This window comes from Evansella cellulosilytica DSM 2522 (assembly GCF_000177235.2).
Classification (GTDB): domain Bacteria; phylum Bacillota; class Bacilli; order Bacillales; family Salisediminibacteriaceae; genus Evansella; species Evansella cellulosilytica.
In genome coordinates this window covers 1131013-1147677 of record NC_014829.1, presented here as the reverse complement: position 1 = coordinate 1147677, position 16665 = coordinate 1131013, and the positions used below count along the sequence as shown (strand labels likewise).

The following is a 16665-nucleotide window of genomic DNA, read 5'->3' as shown; positions in this document are numbered from 1 at the left end:
TTTCAGGGAGTTTTCTTCGGTTCGTAGATGCAGGTGGGAAAAATCGTATTAAAGATTACCCCTATTGTGATGAAGTGAACAATGACGTCTATTTTTTACTATTTAAGTATTGAAGGAAAACTAAATGGTGATTTTTGTATCAAGGTAAAATTATTTTTAGTGTTAGACACTATTACTTTTATAAAGAATTGAGGTTGAATTTATGACGTTCATACCACAGACTGGCAGCTTTGAAGGCATGAAATCCTTAAATAAAACAGCCATTTTAAATATCATACGCCTAAAAGGGCCTATTTCTAGAGCTGAGATTGCTAAAATGACAAAATTAACGCCCCCAACTGTTGGCAGTATTGTAGGAGAATTAATAGACAGTAAAATGGTTATTGAGGAAACTGGTGAAAGTAAATCACATGGCGGCAGAAAGCCTATTATGCTCACAATAAACGCTTCGAGTTATTATGTAATAGGTATATATGGAGCACGGGAGATTATTCATACCGTCATTGCGACGCTAGACGGTAAAATTTCATATAGCAATGAAGAAAAACTTAGTACACCTCCTACTAAAGACGAGTATATTGATTTGCTGAAAAATGGGGTCGAAAAGGTTTTACAACAGAAGCGGATCAAACAAAATAAAGTGTTAGGTATCGGTGTAGGGATGCACGGCTTGGTTGACCCACAAAAAGGAATTTCTATCTTTTCACCTCACTTACACATTGAAAATATACCAATCAAACAGGAACTTGAATCAGCATTCGATATACCAGTTTTAGTAGACAATGATGTTCGCACACTGGCCTTAGCGGAAAGCTGGTACGGTGAAGGGAAGGACATTTCCAACTTCGTTTGTTTAAGTGTTGGTTTAGGGATCGGTTCAGGCATTATGTTGAATGGGGAAATCTATACTGGACAATATCATTCAGCTGGAGAAATTGGGCACACCGTTGTTGATATAAATGGGCCGCGCTGTCAATGCGGTAACTACGGTTGCTTGGAGGCCTATGCCTCAGAGCTTGCTATTATTAGTAGAGTTAAAAAGGGTCTCCGACTAGGACGTAGTACTATCATTAATGATTGGATCAAAGAAACTGACAGCCAGCTCACGATTGAAATGGTATTTGACGCAGCAGAAAAAGGAGATGCTTTCGTATTAGAGGTTCTTGAAGAGACAGGACGTTTCCTTGGGATTGCCGTAGCAAATTTAATCAATATATTAACGCCGAGCAAAGTAATCCTAGAAGGGAGAATCTTTGAAGCAGGAGGCAACACTCTTCTCTCCCCTTTAAAGGAAATCATAAAAAAATCATCTTTACGTAGTTATTCAGATGATGTCTCGATCGTTACATCAGACCTTGGAAAAAAAGGCATGGTAATCGGCGCATTCACCCTCGTCTTAAAAGAACTATACACCACCGGAAAAGTCTTGACTAATGGGGACGGCTATGTAGTGGACGGCTAATGGGGACGGTTCTCATTTGCCAAGTTCCCTTATCTTGCAACGGTTAAGAGGACGGTTCTTGTTAGTATATTACTAACAAGAACCGTCCCTCTTAGCCAATTACTGCCCTTTGTTTTTCGTCCATCTTCCTGCAAGAAGTAGTAGCATACCTAATAGAATAATATAAAAGGCGGAGACCTCCATTGTCGGTCCAATTTCAGGAGTAAAATAAATGGCTAACATAAAAACTCCCACCGAAGCTACTCCCCATAACCAAAACAGGAAGAACTCAGCCACTTTATTTACATTTTTAAAGGAAGCCCAGCGTAAATATAAAAGAATAAAGTACATAAACAAAAATGCAATTGGGATTGATAAAAGCGCTCTAATTGCAACAGACCCTAAATAAAATTCCCGATAAAGGGAGTCTAGTCCGAAGACATAATGGGCAATAACAGAAAACAAACCAAGAAAAATTGTACTATATGCGCCAAAATAAAGTAGTGCCATGGCTCCTAGTAGTAACCTATCCTTTGTTATCATCTTTGGGAGTTCACCGATAATATCATCAGCATACTTTTTAGGGTCATTTCCAAAGACATCCTCTGCTGACCTTCCCCCCTGTTGTGCTTCTAATAGATGGTCTAGCATTTCTGTTAAAATTTCTTCGGTTTCCTGCTCAGACTTATCATAAGACAACCTAATATACACTAGCATTTCTTCATAATACTTCTTATTTTCTTTGTTTAGTTGCTTCCTCTTATGGTTATTCTCCTCTATTAAAGTTTTTGCCTTCAGCATGATCAATCTCCTCCCCTATTAATAGATCAACTGGCTTTTTCACCAATTCCCAATGTTCTCGAAAATCTTGCAATGCTTCTTTTCCTTCGTTTGTTAAAAAATAATATTTTCTATTTGGCCCACTTGGAGATTTTTGCATTTCCCCACTAATTAATTTCTCTTTCTGAAGCCTTAGGAGGACTGGGTAAATTGAGCCCTCACTTACTTGAAGCCCAAACTGTTGCAGTTTCATAGATAATTCATAACCATACACGTGATGTTTTGAGATAATCGCAAGTATACACCCTTCCAATATTCCTTTTAATAATTGACTTCTTAACGACACCTTCAGCACCTACCTTGCAATGCAATATAGTTAAATAAAAAAATTTGTCCCCTTCAAATTTACGTCCTTTTCTCACCACTCTATCTTGTATTACAATATAGCGTATCACAAAATCCCCTCAATCTGCAAGGGCAAATGGGGACGGCAAATGGGGACGGTTCTCATTTGCCTTGATGACCAATATTAATCGTAATGGAAAATATCATGCATTTGAACCGTCCCCGCTTGCCTTGTTCTGTATATTTTTTAGTTGGATTCCCGAATAATCCCTGTATCCACGTAGGTCACGTCACCTGTTTGGGCATTAATTTTTTCAATAGCTCCCTTTTCACCAGGATAGTCTAGGATATACGTCAAATCATAAATCGAGGTATCATCTATGTTTTTCACAGATCTCGATAGCTTTAATTCCATTTCTTCAAAGTAACGTTCCTCTGCTTTTTCAAGTGTAATGGTTGGTTTAATTTCTAATTGTTGCAGTTGTAGCTCATTTAGTTTCGAACCACTACACTCCCGAATAATTCCCGTATATAATCCTACATGGATTCGAACCTCATATCCTTCAATCTTCATTCCTTTATGATGTCGTTGAAAGGTAAACATTTGTGAAGGTTCACTCGGGAAAAATTCATCCTCTTGTTCCAGATCGATGTGTTCTTCATCCATGATTATTTCCATATCCTCTATTTCATCAGGATTATTCTCAGGCTCCTCTAGCCAATATTTGATATGTACATCTCCAATAATACTTTCTAGAAAATGAATAGCCCGTTGTTGTAAGTCATCAAGTGAGAGGGATGATTCTGATTTTTCCCACCTTACTTCAGAAGCGATAAAAAATCCTGTATCATCTTCATAAATAGAAACTTTGTGTTCTATTTCTTCCTCATCTTCAGCAGCATCCAAAACCTCTTTTTCAATCCAAAGCTTTGATTGTCCGTCATCCTTAAACATGATAAATTCAGACGTTATTCCTAGCATTGTCTCTTTACTACCCTTCTCATCCACCTTCTCTAGTCGATAAACAGGAAGCTCTTCGGCTCCCATGAACTCCATCACATTGTCAATTTTCCCATCTACTTTTACACCGATATAAGCGGGGTGCATTCGATAAATCAATTCTACGTTTTTATGTTCTTCTGCTTGAATGACTAACTCTATGACCGAGGCATTTCTGAAAATAGCTTTTGCTTCCTCCTTCGTGATTGAAATGTCTGGGTATTCAAGCGTGTACGTTTCATGACCAAGGTGAGCAGAGGTGATGTCCCCGTCTCGGTTAAAATACAGTGTACAGCCTGTGTGTGGGATAGGGATTCCTAGTTTTCCATCAATCTCTTCGTAAATCATTATGTAACTATTCTCTGCCCATTCCGAAAGCATGCCAAACTCTACCTGAGCGCTTACAAAGTCCGCTACAAACTGATCTCCTTTTTCAATAAAGGATTGAATTTCGTTATCAGATAAAGGTATAGGCTCAGTTGCTTCCAAAGCCCCCTCGTTTTCTTCTTCATCAAAAAAAAGATCAACCTCGAAACCAGTAAAACTTCCGTTTTCAGCATAATAAACATTTCCATACAGGTCTCCTGTCTTCGCATCAACAATGGAAGATTCATACTCCCCTTTTTCAATCATAATTTCTGGATTACCTCTTAAATATGCTCTTAACTTGCTCGCTAATTTACTCACATTTTCTACTCCTCTACTAATGGGGACGGTTCTCGTTCGCCATTTAATTTACTTATAAATGATATAGCCCCCCCTATTCATCATGCTTCATTTCATCTTCTCTTCTTTAAACTTATGGAGGAGGGTAATTAAATTATCTATCTCTTTCGTTGAAAGTTCATTTATCCTGCTCATTTCGGATTTGATCAATTGCGTGGTAGATTCATTACTTGAGCTCGGGTTTTCCTTTATAAAATAAGTAGCGATTGAGCTAGTAACCATTCCTATTAAGCCGATGCCAACAACCATAAGGAGGACAGCAATCAATCGACCGGCACCAGTTTGCGGAGATATGTCTCCATATCCAACAGTAGTCGCTGTTACAATAGACCACCAGAGTGCATCTTGATATGTTCCAATCTCTGGCTCTATTAAATAAATTGGAATAGCAGTGATAATAATTAATATTGCAGTAAAACCAAGTACCTTATCTAAACCATTTGTTTTTAATACAGCAACGACCGGTTTAATATAATGAACACCAATTAAGAGAATTCTAATCACCCTGATTAATCGAACAATTCTAGCCAAACGAAAAATAGAATCGAATGGAATAATAGCGATAAAGTCAAATGGGTTTTTCTTTATGAACTGCTTCTTACTTTCAGCTGAAAAAAACCTCACTGTAACGTCCACGACAAATATAAACCAGACTCCCCAATCTAGCATTAACACTGTCTGATGATTGGACCAGATGAATATGACTGATATTAATGCTAGTGAAAACATAATTACCTCATATGCAACCACTAGCCGTTTCAATTTCCCCACTCCTTTTCACAACCATCTACGCAATTCAATCAGCACAAATTGTTGAAAATTATCATATTCTGGTATTCAATGTTTGTATTATTCTCTAATTATTTATGTAAACCCTTCTTAAAATAAATTTAATTTTATACTAATGGGGACGGTTCTCGTTCGCCAGAGATTCATGACATTAGTTTTAATGTTATTAGATGCTCTTTATCTTTACATTAATATCTATCTTTATTTTACATCTAATGTCAAAAAAACAAGAGCATTATTTTTTACGAGTGGTGGGCCCAAATTGCTTGAAAATCCGTTTTATTTTTATTCAAGCAAAAGTATTAATGGATTTTGATTGTAAAGGCTGCGAGAGAATGAAACTACTCGTAGAATACACTTTCCAGCCTCCCCATACTATTAAAAAAAAAATTCTATAACTGACTACGTAATGGATGAACGATTGCTATCAAACTATTTTTCACATGGATTTCGAATTGTGGTTGATGATTCTGAATGACTCCCTCTCCCAAGGTCATACTACTAACAAAAGAATTATGAAAAGGAGAAATGAAATGAATATTCAATCTGGAACGTACTATTGGCCGACTACTATGACAGATCCGCCTACCTACTCTCCTCTAAACGAAGACCTAAATTGTGATGTTCTTATTGTTGGTGGCGGTAGTTCTGGGGCCCAATGTGCATATTACCTTTCAGATACAAGATTAGATGTTGTCCTTATTGAAAAAAACACGATAGGTTCTGGAAGCACAAGCTCTAACACAGCATTTATACAGTATTCAGGAGAAAAGCTTTTCACAGACTTAGTCCACACCTTTGGGGAAGAGTACATAAGAAACCATTTGGAATTGTGTCGCGGGGCTATTAATGATATGGAAGAGGCTTCGACTACAGTGGAAATAGACTTTGAATTTGCTCGTAAGGATTCACTTTATTATGCTAGCTACCCTGAAGACGTAGCAAAGTTAAAAAAGGAAATGGATTTTTTAACAAAGCAGCAGTTTGAAATGACATTTTTCACAAGCAGTGATATTGAAAGTAAATATGGATTCAAGAAGGCTGGCGCCCTTTATTCACTCAATGATGCTGTGATCAACCCTTTTAAATTTACTCACTCCTTACTTGATTATAGTGTTAAAAAAGGCGTTAAGGCGTTTGAAAAAACAGAAATGAACGGTTATACATACGATAAAACGCGGGACAAGGTCGTTATAAGAACGAAAACCGGAAACATTATTCATGCAAAAAAAGTTATTTTTTGTGCTGGTTATGAAGGAATGGACATAAAAAAAGAGAAGCAAGCTTCTTTCGTGAGCACGTACACAGTCACTACAAAACCGGTAAGTGACTTGTCACAATGGTATAACCGGACACTCATTTGGGAAACCGCAAGACCTTATGTTTTTATGCGTACAACAGAAGACAACAGAATCATCATCGGTGGATTAGATGAAACGACGATTTATCCTGAGGTACGAGACAGCAAGCTGATGAATAAAAAAGATAAACTCCTCCAAGAATTCAATAAACTTTTTCCAGATATTAAAGTAGAAGCTGACTATTCCGTAGCTGCGTATTATGGAGGTACAGTAGATGGTCTACCAATTATCGGAAAATATGAAGATATACCAAATAGCTACTTCCTTTTCGGCTATGGAGATAACGGAACAGTTTACAGCCAAATACTCTCAAAGTTAATTGTAGAAGAAATTGTTCAAGGAGAAAGCAAACAACTCCCCTTATACTTACAAAATAGACCGTCTAAAAGCGGCTAATAGGGACGGTTCTGTAGTGCACCCCAAAAGTTAGAGTGAAAAATCTAACTTTTGGGGTGTTTATTTATGCCTAAATATAATGATGAATTAAAGATTAAAGTCGTTAAAGAATATCAAGAAGGAATTCTAGGCTTCAGGCGTCTAGCCAAAAAGCATCATATTAAATCAAAATCATTGGTTGAAAGATGGGTGAAGATATATGAGAAGTTCGGAGAAGAAGGAATAAAAAGTAATGGGCATAAGGGAACTTATTCTGTTCAATTTAAGCTAGATGTATTAAGCTTTATTAAAAGAACAGGAACTTCAGAAACCCAAACAGCCCTCCATTTTGGGTTAGATAGTCCCACTTTAATTGCTTCATGGAAAAAATCTTTTCGTGAAGATAAGGCTGAAGCCCTGGATCGAACGAGAGGACGAGGTACCATGTCTGATAGACCTAAGAACAAAAACAAGAAAAATATAAATGAAAAAGAACTTACAAACGAGCAACGGTTAGAGAGGGAAAATGAGCTTCTTCGTTTGGAGGTAGAGTATTTAAAAAAGTTGCAAGCTTTTCGGGCAAACCCGGAGGATTATCTCGAAAAGCACAAGCAGCGTTATCATTCGAACTCAAAGAAGAGTTCAAATTAAAAGATGTTTTACAAGTAGTGGGAATACCAGAATCCTCTTACCATTATCATATAAAAGTGATGAAGAAAGACAACCCAGATCAGGCACTTGAAGAGTTAATCCAATCCATCTTCGATGAGCACAACGGGAATTATGGTTATCGTCGCATTCATCTAGAATTGAGAAACCAAGGTTACCAAATTAATCACAAGAAGGTTCAACGCATCATGCAAAAATTAGGACTTAAAGTAACTAAGTTCTGTAGAAAATCACGCAAGTATAGTTCTTATAAAGGTCCTGTGGGCAAAGTAGCCCCAAACCGTATAAATCGCCGTTTTCATACGACTGTATCCCATCAGAAACTAACTACAGATATCACAGAATTAAAATGTTTAGGTGGGGCGAAATTATATTTAAATCCAATTATGGACTTGTTTAATAGTGAAATACTTTCGTTTGGAATCAGCACGCGTCCAAATCTTCAACTTGTGTTAGAACCTTTAGTAGAAACCCTTGAAATCATAAAGGATGCAAAGTATAGAACAACCCTTCACTCAGATCAAGGTTGGCATTATCAACATAAAAATTGGGTGGGACTCCTTAAAGAAAATAACGTTTTTCAGAGTATGTCTAGAAAAGGTAATTGTTTGGATAATTCGCCAATGGAGAACTTTTTTGGTCTACTAAAGCAAGAAATATATCACGGAGAGGCTTTGTGTACTTACGAAGAATTAAAAGGAAAAATCGAAGATTATATAGATTACTATAATCACAAGCGCATTAAAAAGAAATTAGCTGGGAAGAGTCCGGTTCAATACCGCCTCCACACCAGCCAATTAGTAGCTTAATATAAAACTCTAACTTTAAGGGGTCACAACATTCTCATTTGCCGAATTAGGCTATCCTAACTCTTAGTTTTCCAACGATTTTATTTAGTACAGAATTGAGTGGGCTGTCCCAAAAGATATGAAAAGTTCAGGCAATGGCTCCCAATCGCCGCGACTCCGCACATTGCTTAAAAGGTTGACTTAAAAGGTAAAAATCGACCTTTTAAGTCAACCTCTTCTAATAAGACGACTATAAAACGTGAATTGTATTTTTAAACTTTACATAGGTGGTTGTCCAATTTCGGTTAAAAGCGAATTGTCTTACTAGTTTAAGAAGATTAATCTGCTTCAGCAATTTTCTCTTCTACTTTATGCAACTTTTCAATTAGACTCTTGATATTTAGAAGATTGATTAATTGGAGAAGTAGTTTCAAAATCTGCTTTTTAATTGAAGGATCTTGTTTCTTACTTTTGCTTTTGTTTCGTAAGTCTTTTAATAGACATACGAGTTTATCTAATAGATCGTCAATTCTTCCTTCAATTCGCTTCAAAATTCGCTTTAAAAAATCTAAATCGTGTAAGTCTGGTAAGATAGGCTCTTTTCCACGTTTTAAGTGTGATTTTAGATCAAGATGATCTACTAGTGCTGGACTAACTATATCTGGTCTTTTTAGTTCTTTTAATAGTGATTCAATTAAGCCACGCAATTTAACATCAGACTTTAATTCGCGGATATTTAATAGTTCTCTAAGGGTTGTTTCTATTTTCTTATCCACCACAATCTACTCCTTTCAGTAATTAATTTTTCAATACTAATGTATTCAACATTACTAACATTGTTCGAAAAATAATGACAAAGCCTTGTCTCATTGGAGGGAGGAAAATCGGTAAATAGGGCAAATAGGGACGGTTCGGAACCAGTGAAAAAGTACTTACCCTTTAAGTATAGACTAATAAATATAAGGTTATTTGAATATAGAAGTTGATGAGACCTGTGCAAACTCGCTTTCCGCGGGCGGCTGGTGAGCCTCCTTGATGCTTTGCATCTACGTAGTCTCACCCCTGCCTTTTCTCCCGCAGGAGTCTCGCTTGCTCCGGTCTCATCAACCTTTTCTATAATTAGATATATTGAATATTAATACAATAAAATATCAAGTTTTCTACTTTTTCAGCAGTCTCGGACGGTCCTCGTTTGCCTATTGATAAACTTAAATATGCTAATTCACAAGGTCACTGAAAAAGTGGTGTTCTTTCACTTTTCCAGTGGTCCTAAGCAATGTGCAGAGCCGTCGCAATCGTTAAAAAGCCTGATAGGAGTGGGGTTTTCCTATCAAGCGAGCGACTGCAATACAAATAAAAGGCACTGAAAAAGTGATCTTTTTCAGTGACCTCCTAATTTACTGCTCTTTTCAGCAATCAAGTAAACCTTTTCAGAATTATTTTTCACTGCCTTTAGTTTCAATAGTTTTTATGTAACTTAATCATGAAGTCCTATTATAAAAAGAGAAGTTGCAATATAATAGAGGAATAGGGAGGTGAGAAAAATGAATGAACTATTATCTCAAATTATGCTTCGACTCGATTCTCTAACAGAAGGACAGGCCGAGATGATAAATGTGCAAAGTGAAATGAAAACTGCTCAGGATGAAATGAGATCGGCACTAGGCGAAGTAAGAAGCGCACAGGATGAGTTTAAAATTTCACAAGATGACATCATAAGCGCGCATATTGAAATGAAAACTTCTCAAATTGACATGAAAACTGCTCAGGATGAAATGAGATCGGCACTAGGCGAAGTGAGAAGCGCACAGGATGGGTTTAAAATTTCACAAGATGACATCATAAGCGCGCAAATTGAAATGAAAACTTCTCAAATTGACATGAAAACTGCTCAGGATGAAATGAGATCATCACTAGGCGAAATGAGAAGCGCACAGGATGAGTTTAAAATTTCACAAGATGACATCATAAGCGCGCAATTTGAAATGAAAACTTCTCAAGAAGAAATGAGAAATGCACAACATGGTTTTAAAAGTACGCAAGATGAAATGAGAAATGAAGTGGCCTTTTACTATGGTAGTATGATGAAAAAACTAGATGAAGTAAAGTCCGAACTAAAGAGCGAAATTAATCATTTAGCCGATGTCCAAAAACAACATCAAAGTGCGTTAGAAATAATCAACGAAAAGCAATAACTTCAATTACTACTATTATATTCCCCCTCAAAAAACGCTTACCTATATTTGAACATGTTTACACAAATTCGGAGGGCCCCGATCATCCTTTTTAGGGGATATATTACTCTAATAATCAACATTCCCACGTCACTAATTTCTGTGTGGGAATGTTTCTATATTTTTCTAAGAGGGACGGTCCTTACTTGCCAAAATGACAATATTAACAGCACTTAACTGTCCAATAAAGGTACTTCTGAAATGCCGCGCCCCCCTATGATAAATAAGCAAAAAACGAAGAAAGTCACACATACTAAAAAAGATGACAAAACAGTTTAATAACCGGAGATCTGCCATCTTTTTTATTTGAAATTTAGAATATTATACTGTTAAAGAGAAACGACCATTACCTCTTCGTCTTCCTCTATTATCCCTGTTCGCTCAAATCCAGTTGATTCATACAATTTTATTGCAACATCATTCTCCGGAACAACACTTAATTTTCCCTTTTTTGCTTTGAACTCATTTTTAAAGACATCAAGGACCATATTCATTGCAGCTTTTCCATAGCCCTTTTCTTGGTATCTATGATCAATCATGAAGCGGCACAAGTAGCCCTCCTCCTCGGCTGGATGATGCGCATACATAGTAAAACCTACCATCGTATTACCGTCATAAATTCCCTTCGTTATCCATTTTGGTTGATACTTAGATTGAGCCAGTGAAACTGCATTACTCGCGATATATTCTACCTGTTTTTCTGTAACCTTTTTTCGAATACACTCAAGCCAATTAGACTCATCAATATCTACTAATCTCATAACCATAGCTCAGCCTTCTTTCCAATTATATACAATCAAAATAATCATACTTTCTCTCAAGGAGGGCGTCAACATTAGGAACACTAGAACAATATTTTGGATTTGGCGATTTTTATTTCTTGAAAACCTTCATGTACGTTTAGTTAAATAGCGCACTTGTAAAAAAGGATGACGAGAACCGTCCCTGTTAGCCTTACTGAACAAAGAAGCCTGCGATTTCATAGTTTGTATCAATTGTGACTGTGAAAACAACGTCCGCTCCATCAAACAGTCCGTTTATTAACACGACCTTATAATTCTCCACTTCTTGAGTGGAATTAAAATCTTGGTCGATGTATGTACCTACCTGACTCTCTAGTGTTTCCCATATATCGCCTAATTCGCTCACTTCTATTTCGGCTTTCATCACTTCATTAAAAAAATCATACGCTATTTCAAAATCGCCTTGTGATAAATGGGAGATATATTCTTCAGCAATGGCAACTGCCTGCTCATGGTCAATACCGTTATCATCCTCTATTTCTCCATTCACATTTTCCTCTGTGCCATTCATACCATTAGCTTCTTGCTCCTCACCACCGTTACTGTTGCAGCCAGTTAATATGAGCAGTCCTGTAATAATCATCATAATAATATATTTCTTCATTTCAATTCCTCCTAGTTAAAACTATTGTTATGTTTTATGTTTCGATCTAATTTCCCACTTGCTCTAGCAGCCAATTAACGATATCATTCAGCACCTTGTCATCAACAACACCTGGATGCTGGTATTCCGCGATTGTCCCCTGTCCTTCTCCTTCAAAGTGCATAAATAAATGATTTAAATGAGGATAACTAATCAAAGTAGCGTTTTTTCGATCATTCAAAATATCTTTGTACATTGCAAAATCGTTTTCCATAGAAACTTGAAAGTCATCTTCCCCTTGCAGAACAAGCACAGGCTTATCCAACTCAGCTAGCAACTGTTTTGTATCGTGCATTTCCATATCTTTAAAATAAATTGCCGGTAATCCGAATATCGTATCATCGATGATGCTTTCTACAGGTGCATCTCCTAACGATGTTGCTTTTTCGTATTCCTCTTCGATCATCTTTATTAATTCCTGTTGTTCAGACTCGTCTACTGACTGGATACTAGCCATGTTTTGGTCATAAATAATTTCCCAAAGCGGCCTTGGAGAGCCTGCCATGATAATTATGCCTGCAAAGTCACCACCTGCTGCATCAATTCTTGGTGCTAGCATGCCTCCTAAGCTATGTCCTATCACATAAACATTGCTTTTATCAATTCTTCCGTCATCCTTTAAAAGCTCCGCAGCCAAAATTGCATCCTCTACTGTTTCTTCATGGACTGTAAGCTCGTTGATCTCCTCTTGCGACATGTTTTCACCATGTGTATACGTTCGTTTATCATAACGCAACACGGCAATTCCATTTTGGGCAACGTTCCACGCAATATCTTTAAAAGGCTTATTTGAAAAAATCGTAGAGTCTCTATCATGTGGGCCTGAACCATGAACAAGAATGACAGCAGGAGTGGCTTCATCAATTTCAGTAGGTAATGTTAATGTTCCACCTAGCTCATACGCTGTTCCTTCTCCGATAACAACCTCTTCTTCAAATACCGTTTCTGGAATAGTGGCGTTAACGACGGGCTCCCCTTGATGGAAACTGACTAGTTGATTATTCTCGTTAAAAATCATTCGTATAGGTAAAATGAAATTTGTATATTCTAATTCAATTTCCGCTACCTCGTATGCTTCTCCCCTTTTTGAAACGTGTAACGAATCTATTCCGACGTATTCCCCACTAGCATCAATCCGTCCATGCCACGTCTGTTCAAATTCAGAGAGCGATAATGAGCTTTTTAATTCGTCAGAAAAAAAGTCGTGAACCACTTCTTCTAGGTCACCGTTAACCATCAACCCAATAATAGTACGACTAGTCTCCTCAACGTTATGTTCATCAGTAGAACACCCTAGCACCAATGTAAAAGTACATAACCATATCACAATAACCCAACTACGTTTTTCCAGCATTTTATCAAAACACTTCTTTCTATTTTTTATTACAAAAAAGCTCCTGCCACCTTAACTAAATTCTTTCATATAAACATACGAAAACTATGACAACAAAGTTTCACATTCCGGCTAATAGGGACGGTTCTCATTTGCCATCTATTCCGAGCCAGTTGTTATGAATGAAACGAAAAAGCATCTATCCAACTAATGTGGAGTAGATGCTCTGAATTTGAGGAGAAATAATACTCGTAAACCATGCAAAATGTAGTATGCAACCTCTCTAAACAAAGAACAGTGGGGCTTCAGATTAACTAATTGCTTGTTTTAATGCTTCCGTCCTCCTGCATCTCGGCAACGAATGAATCTTTAACAAAAGCTTTCACACCATTTCCTTCTTGGCAACTGAAAACCACATTAGGCGATTGAATTTTATTCCCTTCTGCTTCAAAGCTTCCTTTAGCAGATCTCAATGACTTTGCCAAACGAGAAAGAAAGTTTATTTCTTCTTTTGTTGCACCAGTGTATGAATAAATCTTCGCTTCTTCCTCCCCCGCCGACACCATTTTATAGGCAATTTCAAGAACAGTCTCTTTTCTTGATGCTTCTTTTTGATTAGCAGGGCTATTTTGACTTCTGATGAGTGCTTCTTTTAAATTCCTAATCGCTTGCTGCGTATTTTTCTGAAGCTCTCTCCCCTCATCGTATTCTCTTTCTTTACTTTCCTCAATAAACTTCCTTACTTCTTCTTTATTTTCCCTAGATAAAATCCTCATAAAATCCCTCCTTCACTTCTTTAATCTATATGCTAACAGGGACGGTTCTTATTTGCCTATATTTAAATAATACTAATAGGAAGTTCTCATTTGCTTTATATTTAAATAATACTAATATAGGAGGGTCTCATTCACCGGAATTCATCGATAGACTAGAAGTGACGTTTCTCACTTGCCTATCCTCATAATGGATGCCCCGCTTATTTGTAGCATTCCACTTCCTAACACTTAAGGCAGAAATCATTACCGAAGTACATCCAACCATTTTTCTAACAATTAGTTCAAAAGTAAGGTTTATCTTCCTTTCCCCTCTCACAAAGCTCACCTAATACTTTTACTTCCGTCTATGGCCACCCATATGTTTCCTCATATCAAATAAAAGCTCTATTAAACTATTATGGTATGGGATGAATATTCCTTCCTCTATCATCGACATGATTTCTTCCTTTGTTGCCCACTTCACTCGTTGTACTTCCTCAGGCTGCAACGTCAATTCACTAATAGGAAGATTTACATCTACAAGAAAATAATCATCGAAACCGAATTCAAAGTTTATCGTTAAAGAGGGTCTTACATTTCGTAAGTTTATTTTATAGCCTAGTTCCTCTAACACTTCTCGCTCCGCTGCTTGTTGACTTGTATCTCCAGCAACAGCACTGCCTCCCACAGAGATGTCCCACATATTCGGCCAACCTTTTTTGAAGGGATGTCGCTGTTGAATTAACATTTCATCATTTTCGTTAAACAAGCACACATGCACAACGAGATGATACGCCTCTTTTTCAAAAGGCTCTCCACGCTTCATCGTTTTCCCGGTTATATTTCTGTTTTTGTCATAAACATCCCATATTTCCAAGCAGATCTTCCTTTCAATTGTTTACTAATCTACACCAATCATTCTCTATCCAGCCGTATTAGGAAATTTTGAATCAAAGTGGAAAGTTATTTCATGTTTGTACTTTTCATACAGTTCTTTTCTTAATTCTTTATCAGTTATCTCCATTGCCTCTCGGTAATTATCTACATCTACACCTTCATCTTCTATCTCAACCATTGAAGCAATATACTGTGAATGAATAAATGCCTTTTTTAATATAGGGAACCAAATCTCATCTAAGAAATCTTCAACTGACATACCTCTTCTTACGAGGACACTGAAAAGTGAAAGAACATCACTTTTTCAGTGCCCTTCTTCTTACAGCCTTTTCTTCTATGAAGTTGTAGGCTTCTTGATTGGTTACTAGGTTTTCATACTCATAATGCGCGATTGCTTCGCTTACTTCTGTTTCATCTACTTTAAACCCATCAGATTCAGCCTCAACAATGACCAGCTCCAAAAATAATAAATCCTCAGCACGAACATACATATCAATTTCTTCTACCGGTTGATAATCCATCGCATCAAAATTAGTAATGGATGTATCCCTAAATGAAATTAAGACTTCTTCATTTGCCATATCCATTTGATCACTATCTGTCATTAAAGTAAAAGTTTCCATTGCGGTCACAATAGCTAGTATTAATATAAAAATTAAACTAATTTTTTTCTTATTAACCAATCTGTATACAGCCCTCTTTTCCAGTTTCCTACCAATTATATCATATTTTTTGCTATCTGATTTTAAAGAAAAATAGATTCATATATGTATTTACATTGACTTTGTTTAAAGTTTTCCAAGCTTCTCCTTAGCTTTGTGTATAAAAAAAACTCCCATTTTTGTTGAGAGTTTTTTTATGTAAAAGGAAAAAAGCAACTCACCCTCCCTTTACAATGCTATTTTACACCAATAATACGAATCCGTTTATAATCAGCAATCCAATTACCTTCTTTATATAGTGACCCCTTTAGATTTTTTTCGACGTCTGTTATTATTTCATTTATTGAACGCTCTGATATACCGTCAAACAACTGTTTGCAGAACATATCAATCCAATTCTTTAATCCATTTTCCCCAGCCAATTGAGTTGGTCTATCAAAATGCTGAGCAAAGGTCACTCTAAAACCCACTTCTTCCATTAAGCTAGAATACTCTGCAATGCTTGGGTAAAACCACGGGAATTGTTCCTTTTTAAATTTATGTCCAGCTTCTTCTATTTGTTTAATAATTTCATTTGTTATTGTTTGGACATTCCCTTTTCCTCCAAATTCGGCAACAAATCTCCCACCTTGTTTTAAGCTTTCATGAATACAATGTAATGCTTGTATAGGGGATTTCACCCAATGAAGCGTAGCGTTAGAGAATACCGCATCAAATTCGTAACGAAAATCTAAAGTTGTCGCATCCTGAACCATAAACTGTATCTGGGGGTATTTATCAATGGCTTGTTTTACCATATTTTCTGATTTGTCTACTCCAATAATATCAACACCAGACTCGTATAATGTATTCGCTATGTCTCCTGTTCCACAACCGAGGTCAAGTATTTTTTCTCCTTTCTCTGGTGCAAGCAATGCAATCAAGCTATCTCCATATTTCGAGACAAAAGAATGCTTCTCATCATATAAGTTTGCATCCCAATTCTCTTTTGTAGTTTTAAATGATTTCATGTTTTCTATCTCCCAAATGTATATTTAATAGTTATAACATAATTTAAATATGAA

At 36.7% G+C, this 16665-nt stretch carries 17 protein-coding genes and 1 pseudogene; 5 read left to right on the top strand and 13 right to left on the bottom strand.

Annotated elements, in window-relative coordinates; translation table 11 throughout:
- Nucleotides 1–202 precede the first annotated feature (202 nt).
- Complete coding sequence (locus tag BCELL_RS05295) at nt 203–1462, top strand: ROK family transcriptional regulator (protein WP_013487646.1); 1260 nt, start codon at nt 203–205, stop codon at nt 1460–1462.
- 99 nt (nt 1463–1561) lie between these two features.
- On the opposite strand, the gene BCELL_RS05290 is transcribed toward BCELL_RS05295, so the two are convergent.
- The 4 genes from BCELL_RS05290 to BCELL_RS05275 form a co-directional block, all read right to left on the bottom strand.
- Entirely contained in the window at nt 1562–2242 is a 681-nt protein-coding gene (locus BCELL_RS05290) for a DUF1129 family protein (protein ID WP_013487645.1), read from the bottom strand.
- On the bottom strand, nt 2208–2567 hold the full coding sequence (locus tag BCELL_RS05285; protein ID WP_013487644.1) for a PadR family transcriptional regulator: 360 nt from the start codon (nt 2565–2567) through the stop codon (nt 2208–2210). The genes BCELL_RS05290 and BCELL_RS05285 overlap by 35 nt, the downstream gene beginning before the upstream one ends.
- A 246-nt stretch (nt 2568–2813) precedes the next feature.
- Nucleotides 2814–4253, bottom strand: coding sequence for a hypothetical protein (locus BCELL_RS05280; RefSeq protein ID WP_013487643.1), 1440 nt, complete (start codon nt 4251–4253; stop codon nt 2814–2816).
- Nucleotides 4254–4340: 87 nt separating this feature from the next.
- Nucleotides 4341–5063 (bottom strand): potassium channel family protein, encoded by a 723-nt coding sequence (locus BCELL_RS05275; protein ID WP_425357455.1) that lies wholly within the window; start codon nt 5061–5063, stop codon nt 4341–4343.
- 551 nt (nt 5064–5614) lie between these two features.
- On the opposite strand from BCELL_RS05275, the gene BCELL_RS05270 reads away from it, so the two are divergent.
- From BCELL_RS05270 to BCELL_RS05260, 3 genes and pseudogenes are all read left to right on the top strand, one after another.
- Nucleotides 5615–6838 carry an NAD(P)/FAD-dependent oxidoreductase gene (locus BCELL_RS05270; protein WP_013487641.1) on the top strand — a complete coding sequence of 408 codons (1224 nt, stop codon included), beginning with the start codon at nt 5615–5617 and terminating at the stop codon, nt 6836–6838.
- A gap of 66 nt (nt 6839–6904) precedes the next feature.
- The gene (locus BCELL_RS05265) at nt 6905–7468 is read left to right on the top strand and encodes a helix-turn-helix domain-containing protein (protein ID WP_013487640.1); all 564 of its coding nucleotides are present in this window, start codon (nt 6905–6907) and stop codon (nt 7466–7468) included.
- Nucleotides 7432–8295: pseudogene (locus BCELL_RS05260) on the top strand (IS3 family transposase); the annotation flags it as partial. The gene BCELL_RS05265 and the pseudogene BCELL_RS05260, both read left to right, overlap by 37 nt.
- A gap of 317 nt (nt 8296–8612) precedes the next feature.
- Here BCELL_RS05260 and BCELL_RS05255 read toward each other — a convergent pair.
- Nucleotides 8613–9050 (bottom strand): hypothetical protein, encoded by a 438-nt coding sequence (locus BCELL_RS05255; protein WP_013487638.1) that lies wholly within the window; start codon nt 9048–9050, stop codon nt 8613–8615.
- Nucleotides 9051–9818: 768 nt separating this feature from the next.
- Between BCELL_RS05255 and BCELL_RS05250 the strand changes: the two genes are divergently transcribed.
- Entirely contained in the window at nt 9819–10469 is a 651-nt protein-coding gene (locus tag BCELL_RS05250) for a hypothetical protein (RefSeq protein ID WP_013487637.1), read from the top strand.
- 368 nt (nt 10470–10837) lie between these two features.
- On the opposite strand, the gene BCELL_RS05245 is transcribed toward BCELL_RS05250, so the two are convergent.
- The 8 genes from BCELL_RS05245 to BCELL_RS05205 all read right to left on the bottom strand — a co-directional run bounded on the left by BCELL_RS05245 (nt 10838) and on the right by BCELL_RS05205 (nt 16611).
- Entirely contained in the window at nt 10838–11275 is a 438-nt protein-coding gene (locus BCELL_RS05245) for a GNAT family N-acetyltransferase (RefSeq protein ID WP_013487636.1), read from the bottom strand.
- 187 nt (nt 11276–11462) lie between these two features.
- Nucleotides 11463–11915, bottom strand: a complete 453-nt coding sequence (locus BCELL_RS05240) for a DUF3887 domain-containing protein (protein WP_013487635.1) — start codon at nt 11913–11915, stop codon at nt 11463–11465.
- A 46-nt stretch (nt 11916–11961) separates the two neighbouring features.
- Entirely contained in the window at nt 11962–13308 is a 1347-nt protein-coding gene (locus BCELL_RS05235) for an alpha/beta hydrolase (protein WP_013487634.1), read from the bottom strand.
- Between the two features lie 293 nt (nt 13309–13601).
- Nucleotides 13602–14063, bottom strand: coding sequence for a hypothetical protein (locus tag BCELL_RS05230; RefSeq protein WP_013487633.1), 462 nt, complete (start codon nt 14061–14063; stop codon nt 13602–13604).
- A gap of 334 nt (nt 14064–14397) precedes the next feature.
- Nucleotides 14398–14919: an NUDIX hydrolase gene (locus BCELL_RS05220; RefSeq protein WP_013487632.1), complete on the bottom strand. Its 522-nt coding sequence runs from the start codon at nt 14917–14919 to the stop codon at nt 14398–14400.
- Between the two features lie 45 nt (nt 14920–14964).
- A complete protein-coding gene (locus tag BCELL_RS05215; protein WP_013487631.1) occupies nt 14965–15198 on the bottom strand; it encodes a hypothetical protein in 234 nt (77 codons plus the stop codon).
- A 37-nt stretch (nt 15199–15235) separates the two neighbouring features.
- Nucleotides 15236–15622, bottom strand: coding sequence for a hypothetical protein (locus BCELL_RS05210; protein WP_013487630.1), 387 nt, complete (start codon nt 15620–15622; stop codon nt 15236–15238).
- 215 nt (nt 15623–15837) lie between these two features.
- A complete protein-coding gene (locus BCELL_RS05205; RefSeq protein WP_013487629.1) occupies nt 15838–16611 on the bottom strand; it encodes a class I SAM-dependent methyltransferase in 774 nt (257 codons plus the stop codon).
- Between the last annotated feature and the right edge of the window lie 54 nt (nt 16612–16665).

Excerpts from the sequence above, each read along its gene's own strand:
- BCELL_RS05295 (WP_013487646.1), top strand. The coding sequence starts at position 203 with ATGACGTTCATACCACAGACTGGCAGCTTTGAAGGCATGAAATCCTTA.
- BCELL_RS05290 (WP_013487645.1), bottom strand. The coding sequence starts at position 2,242 with ATGCTGAAGGCAAAAACTTTAATAGAGGAGAATAACCATAAGAGGAAG.
- BCELL_RS05270 (WP_013487641.1), top strand. The coding sequence starts at position 5,615 with ATGAATATTCAATCTGGAACGTACTATTGGCCGACTACTATGACAGAT.
- BCELL_RS05265 (WP_013487640.1), top strand. The coding sequence starts at position 6,905 with ATGCCTAAATATAATGATGAATTAAAGATTAAAGTCGTTAAAGAATAT.
- BCELL_RS05250 (WP_013487637.1), top strand. The coding sequence starts at position 9,819 with ATGAATGAACTATTATCTCAAATTATGCTTCGACTCGATTCTCTAACA.
- BCELL_RS05245 (WP_013487636.1), bottom strand. The coding sequence starts at position 11,275 with ATGGTTATGAGATTAGTAGATATTGATGAGTCTAATTGGCTTGAGTGT.
- BCELL_RS05240 (WP_013487635.1), bottom strand. The coding sequence starts at position 11,915 with ATGAAGAAATATATTATTATGATGATTATTACAGGACTGCTCATATTA.
- BCELL_RS05235 (WP_013487634.1), bottom strand. The coding sequence starts at position 13,308 with ATGCTGGAAAAACGTAGTTGGGTTATTGTGATATGGTTATGTACTTTT.
- BCELL_RS05230 (WP_013487633.1), bottom strand. The coding sequence starts at position 14,063 with ATGAGGATTTTATCTAGGGAAAATAAAGAAGAAGTAAGGAAGTTTATT.
- BCELL_RS05215 (WP_013487631.1), bottom strand. The coding sequence starts at position 15,198 with ATGTCAGTTGAAGATTTCTTAGATGAGATTTGGTTCCCTATATTAAAA.
- BCELL_RS05205 (WP_013487629.1), bottom strand. The coding sequence starts at position 16,611 with ATGAAATCATTTAAAACTACAAAAGAGAATTGGGATGCAAACTTATAT.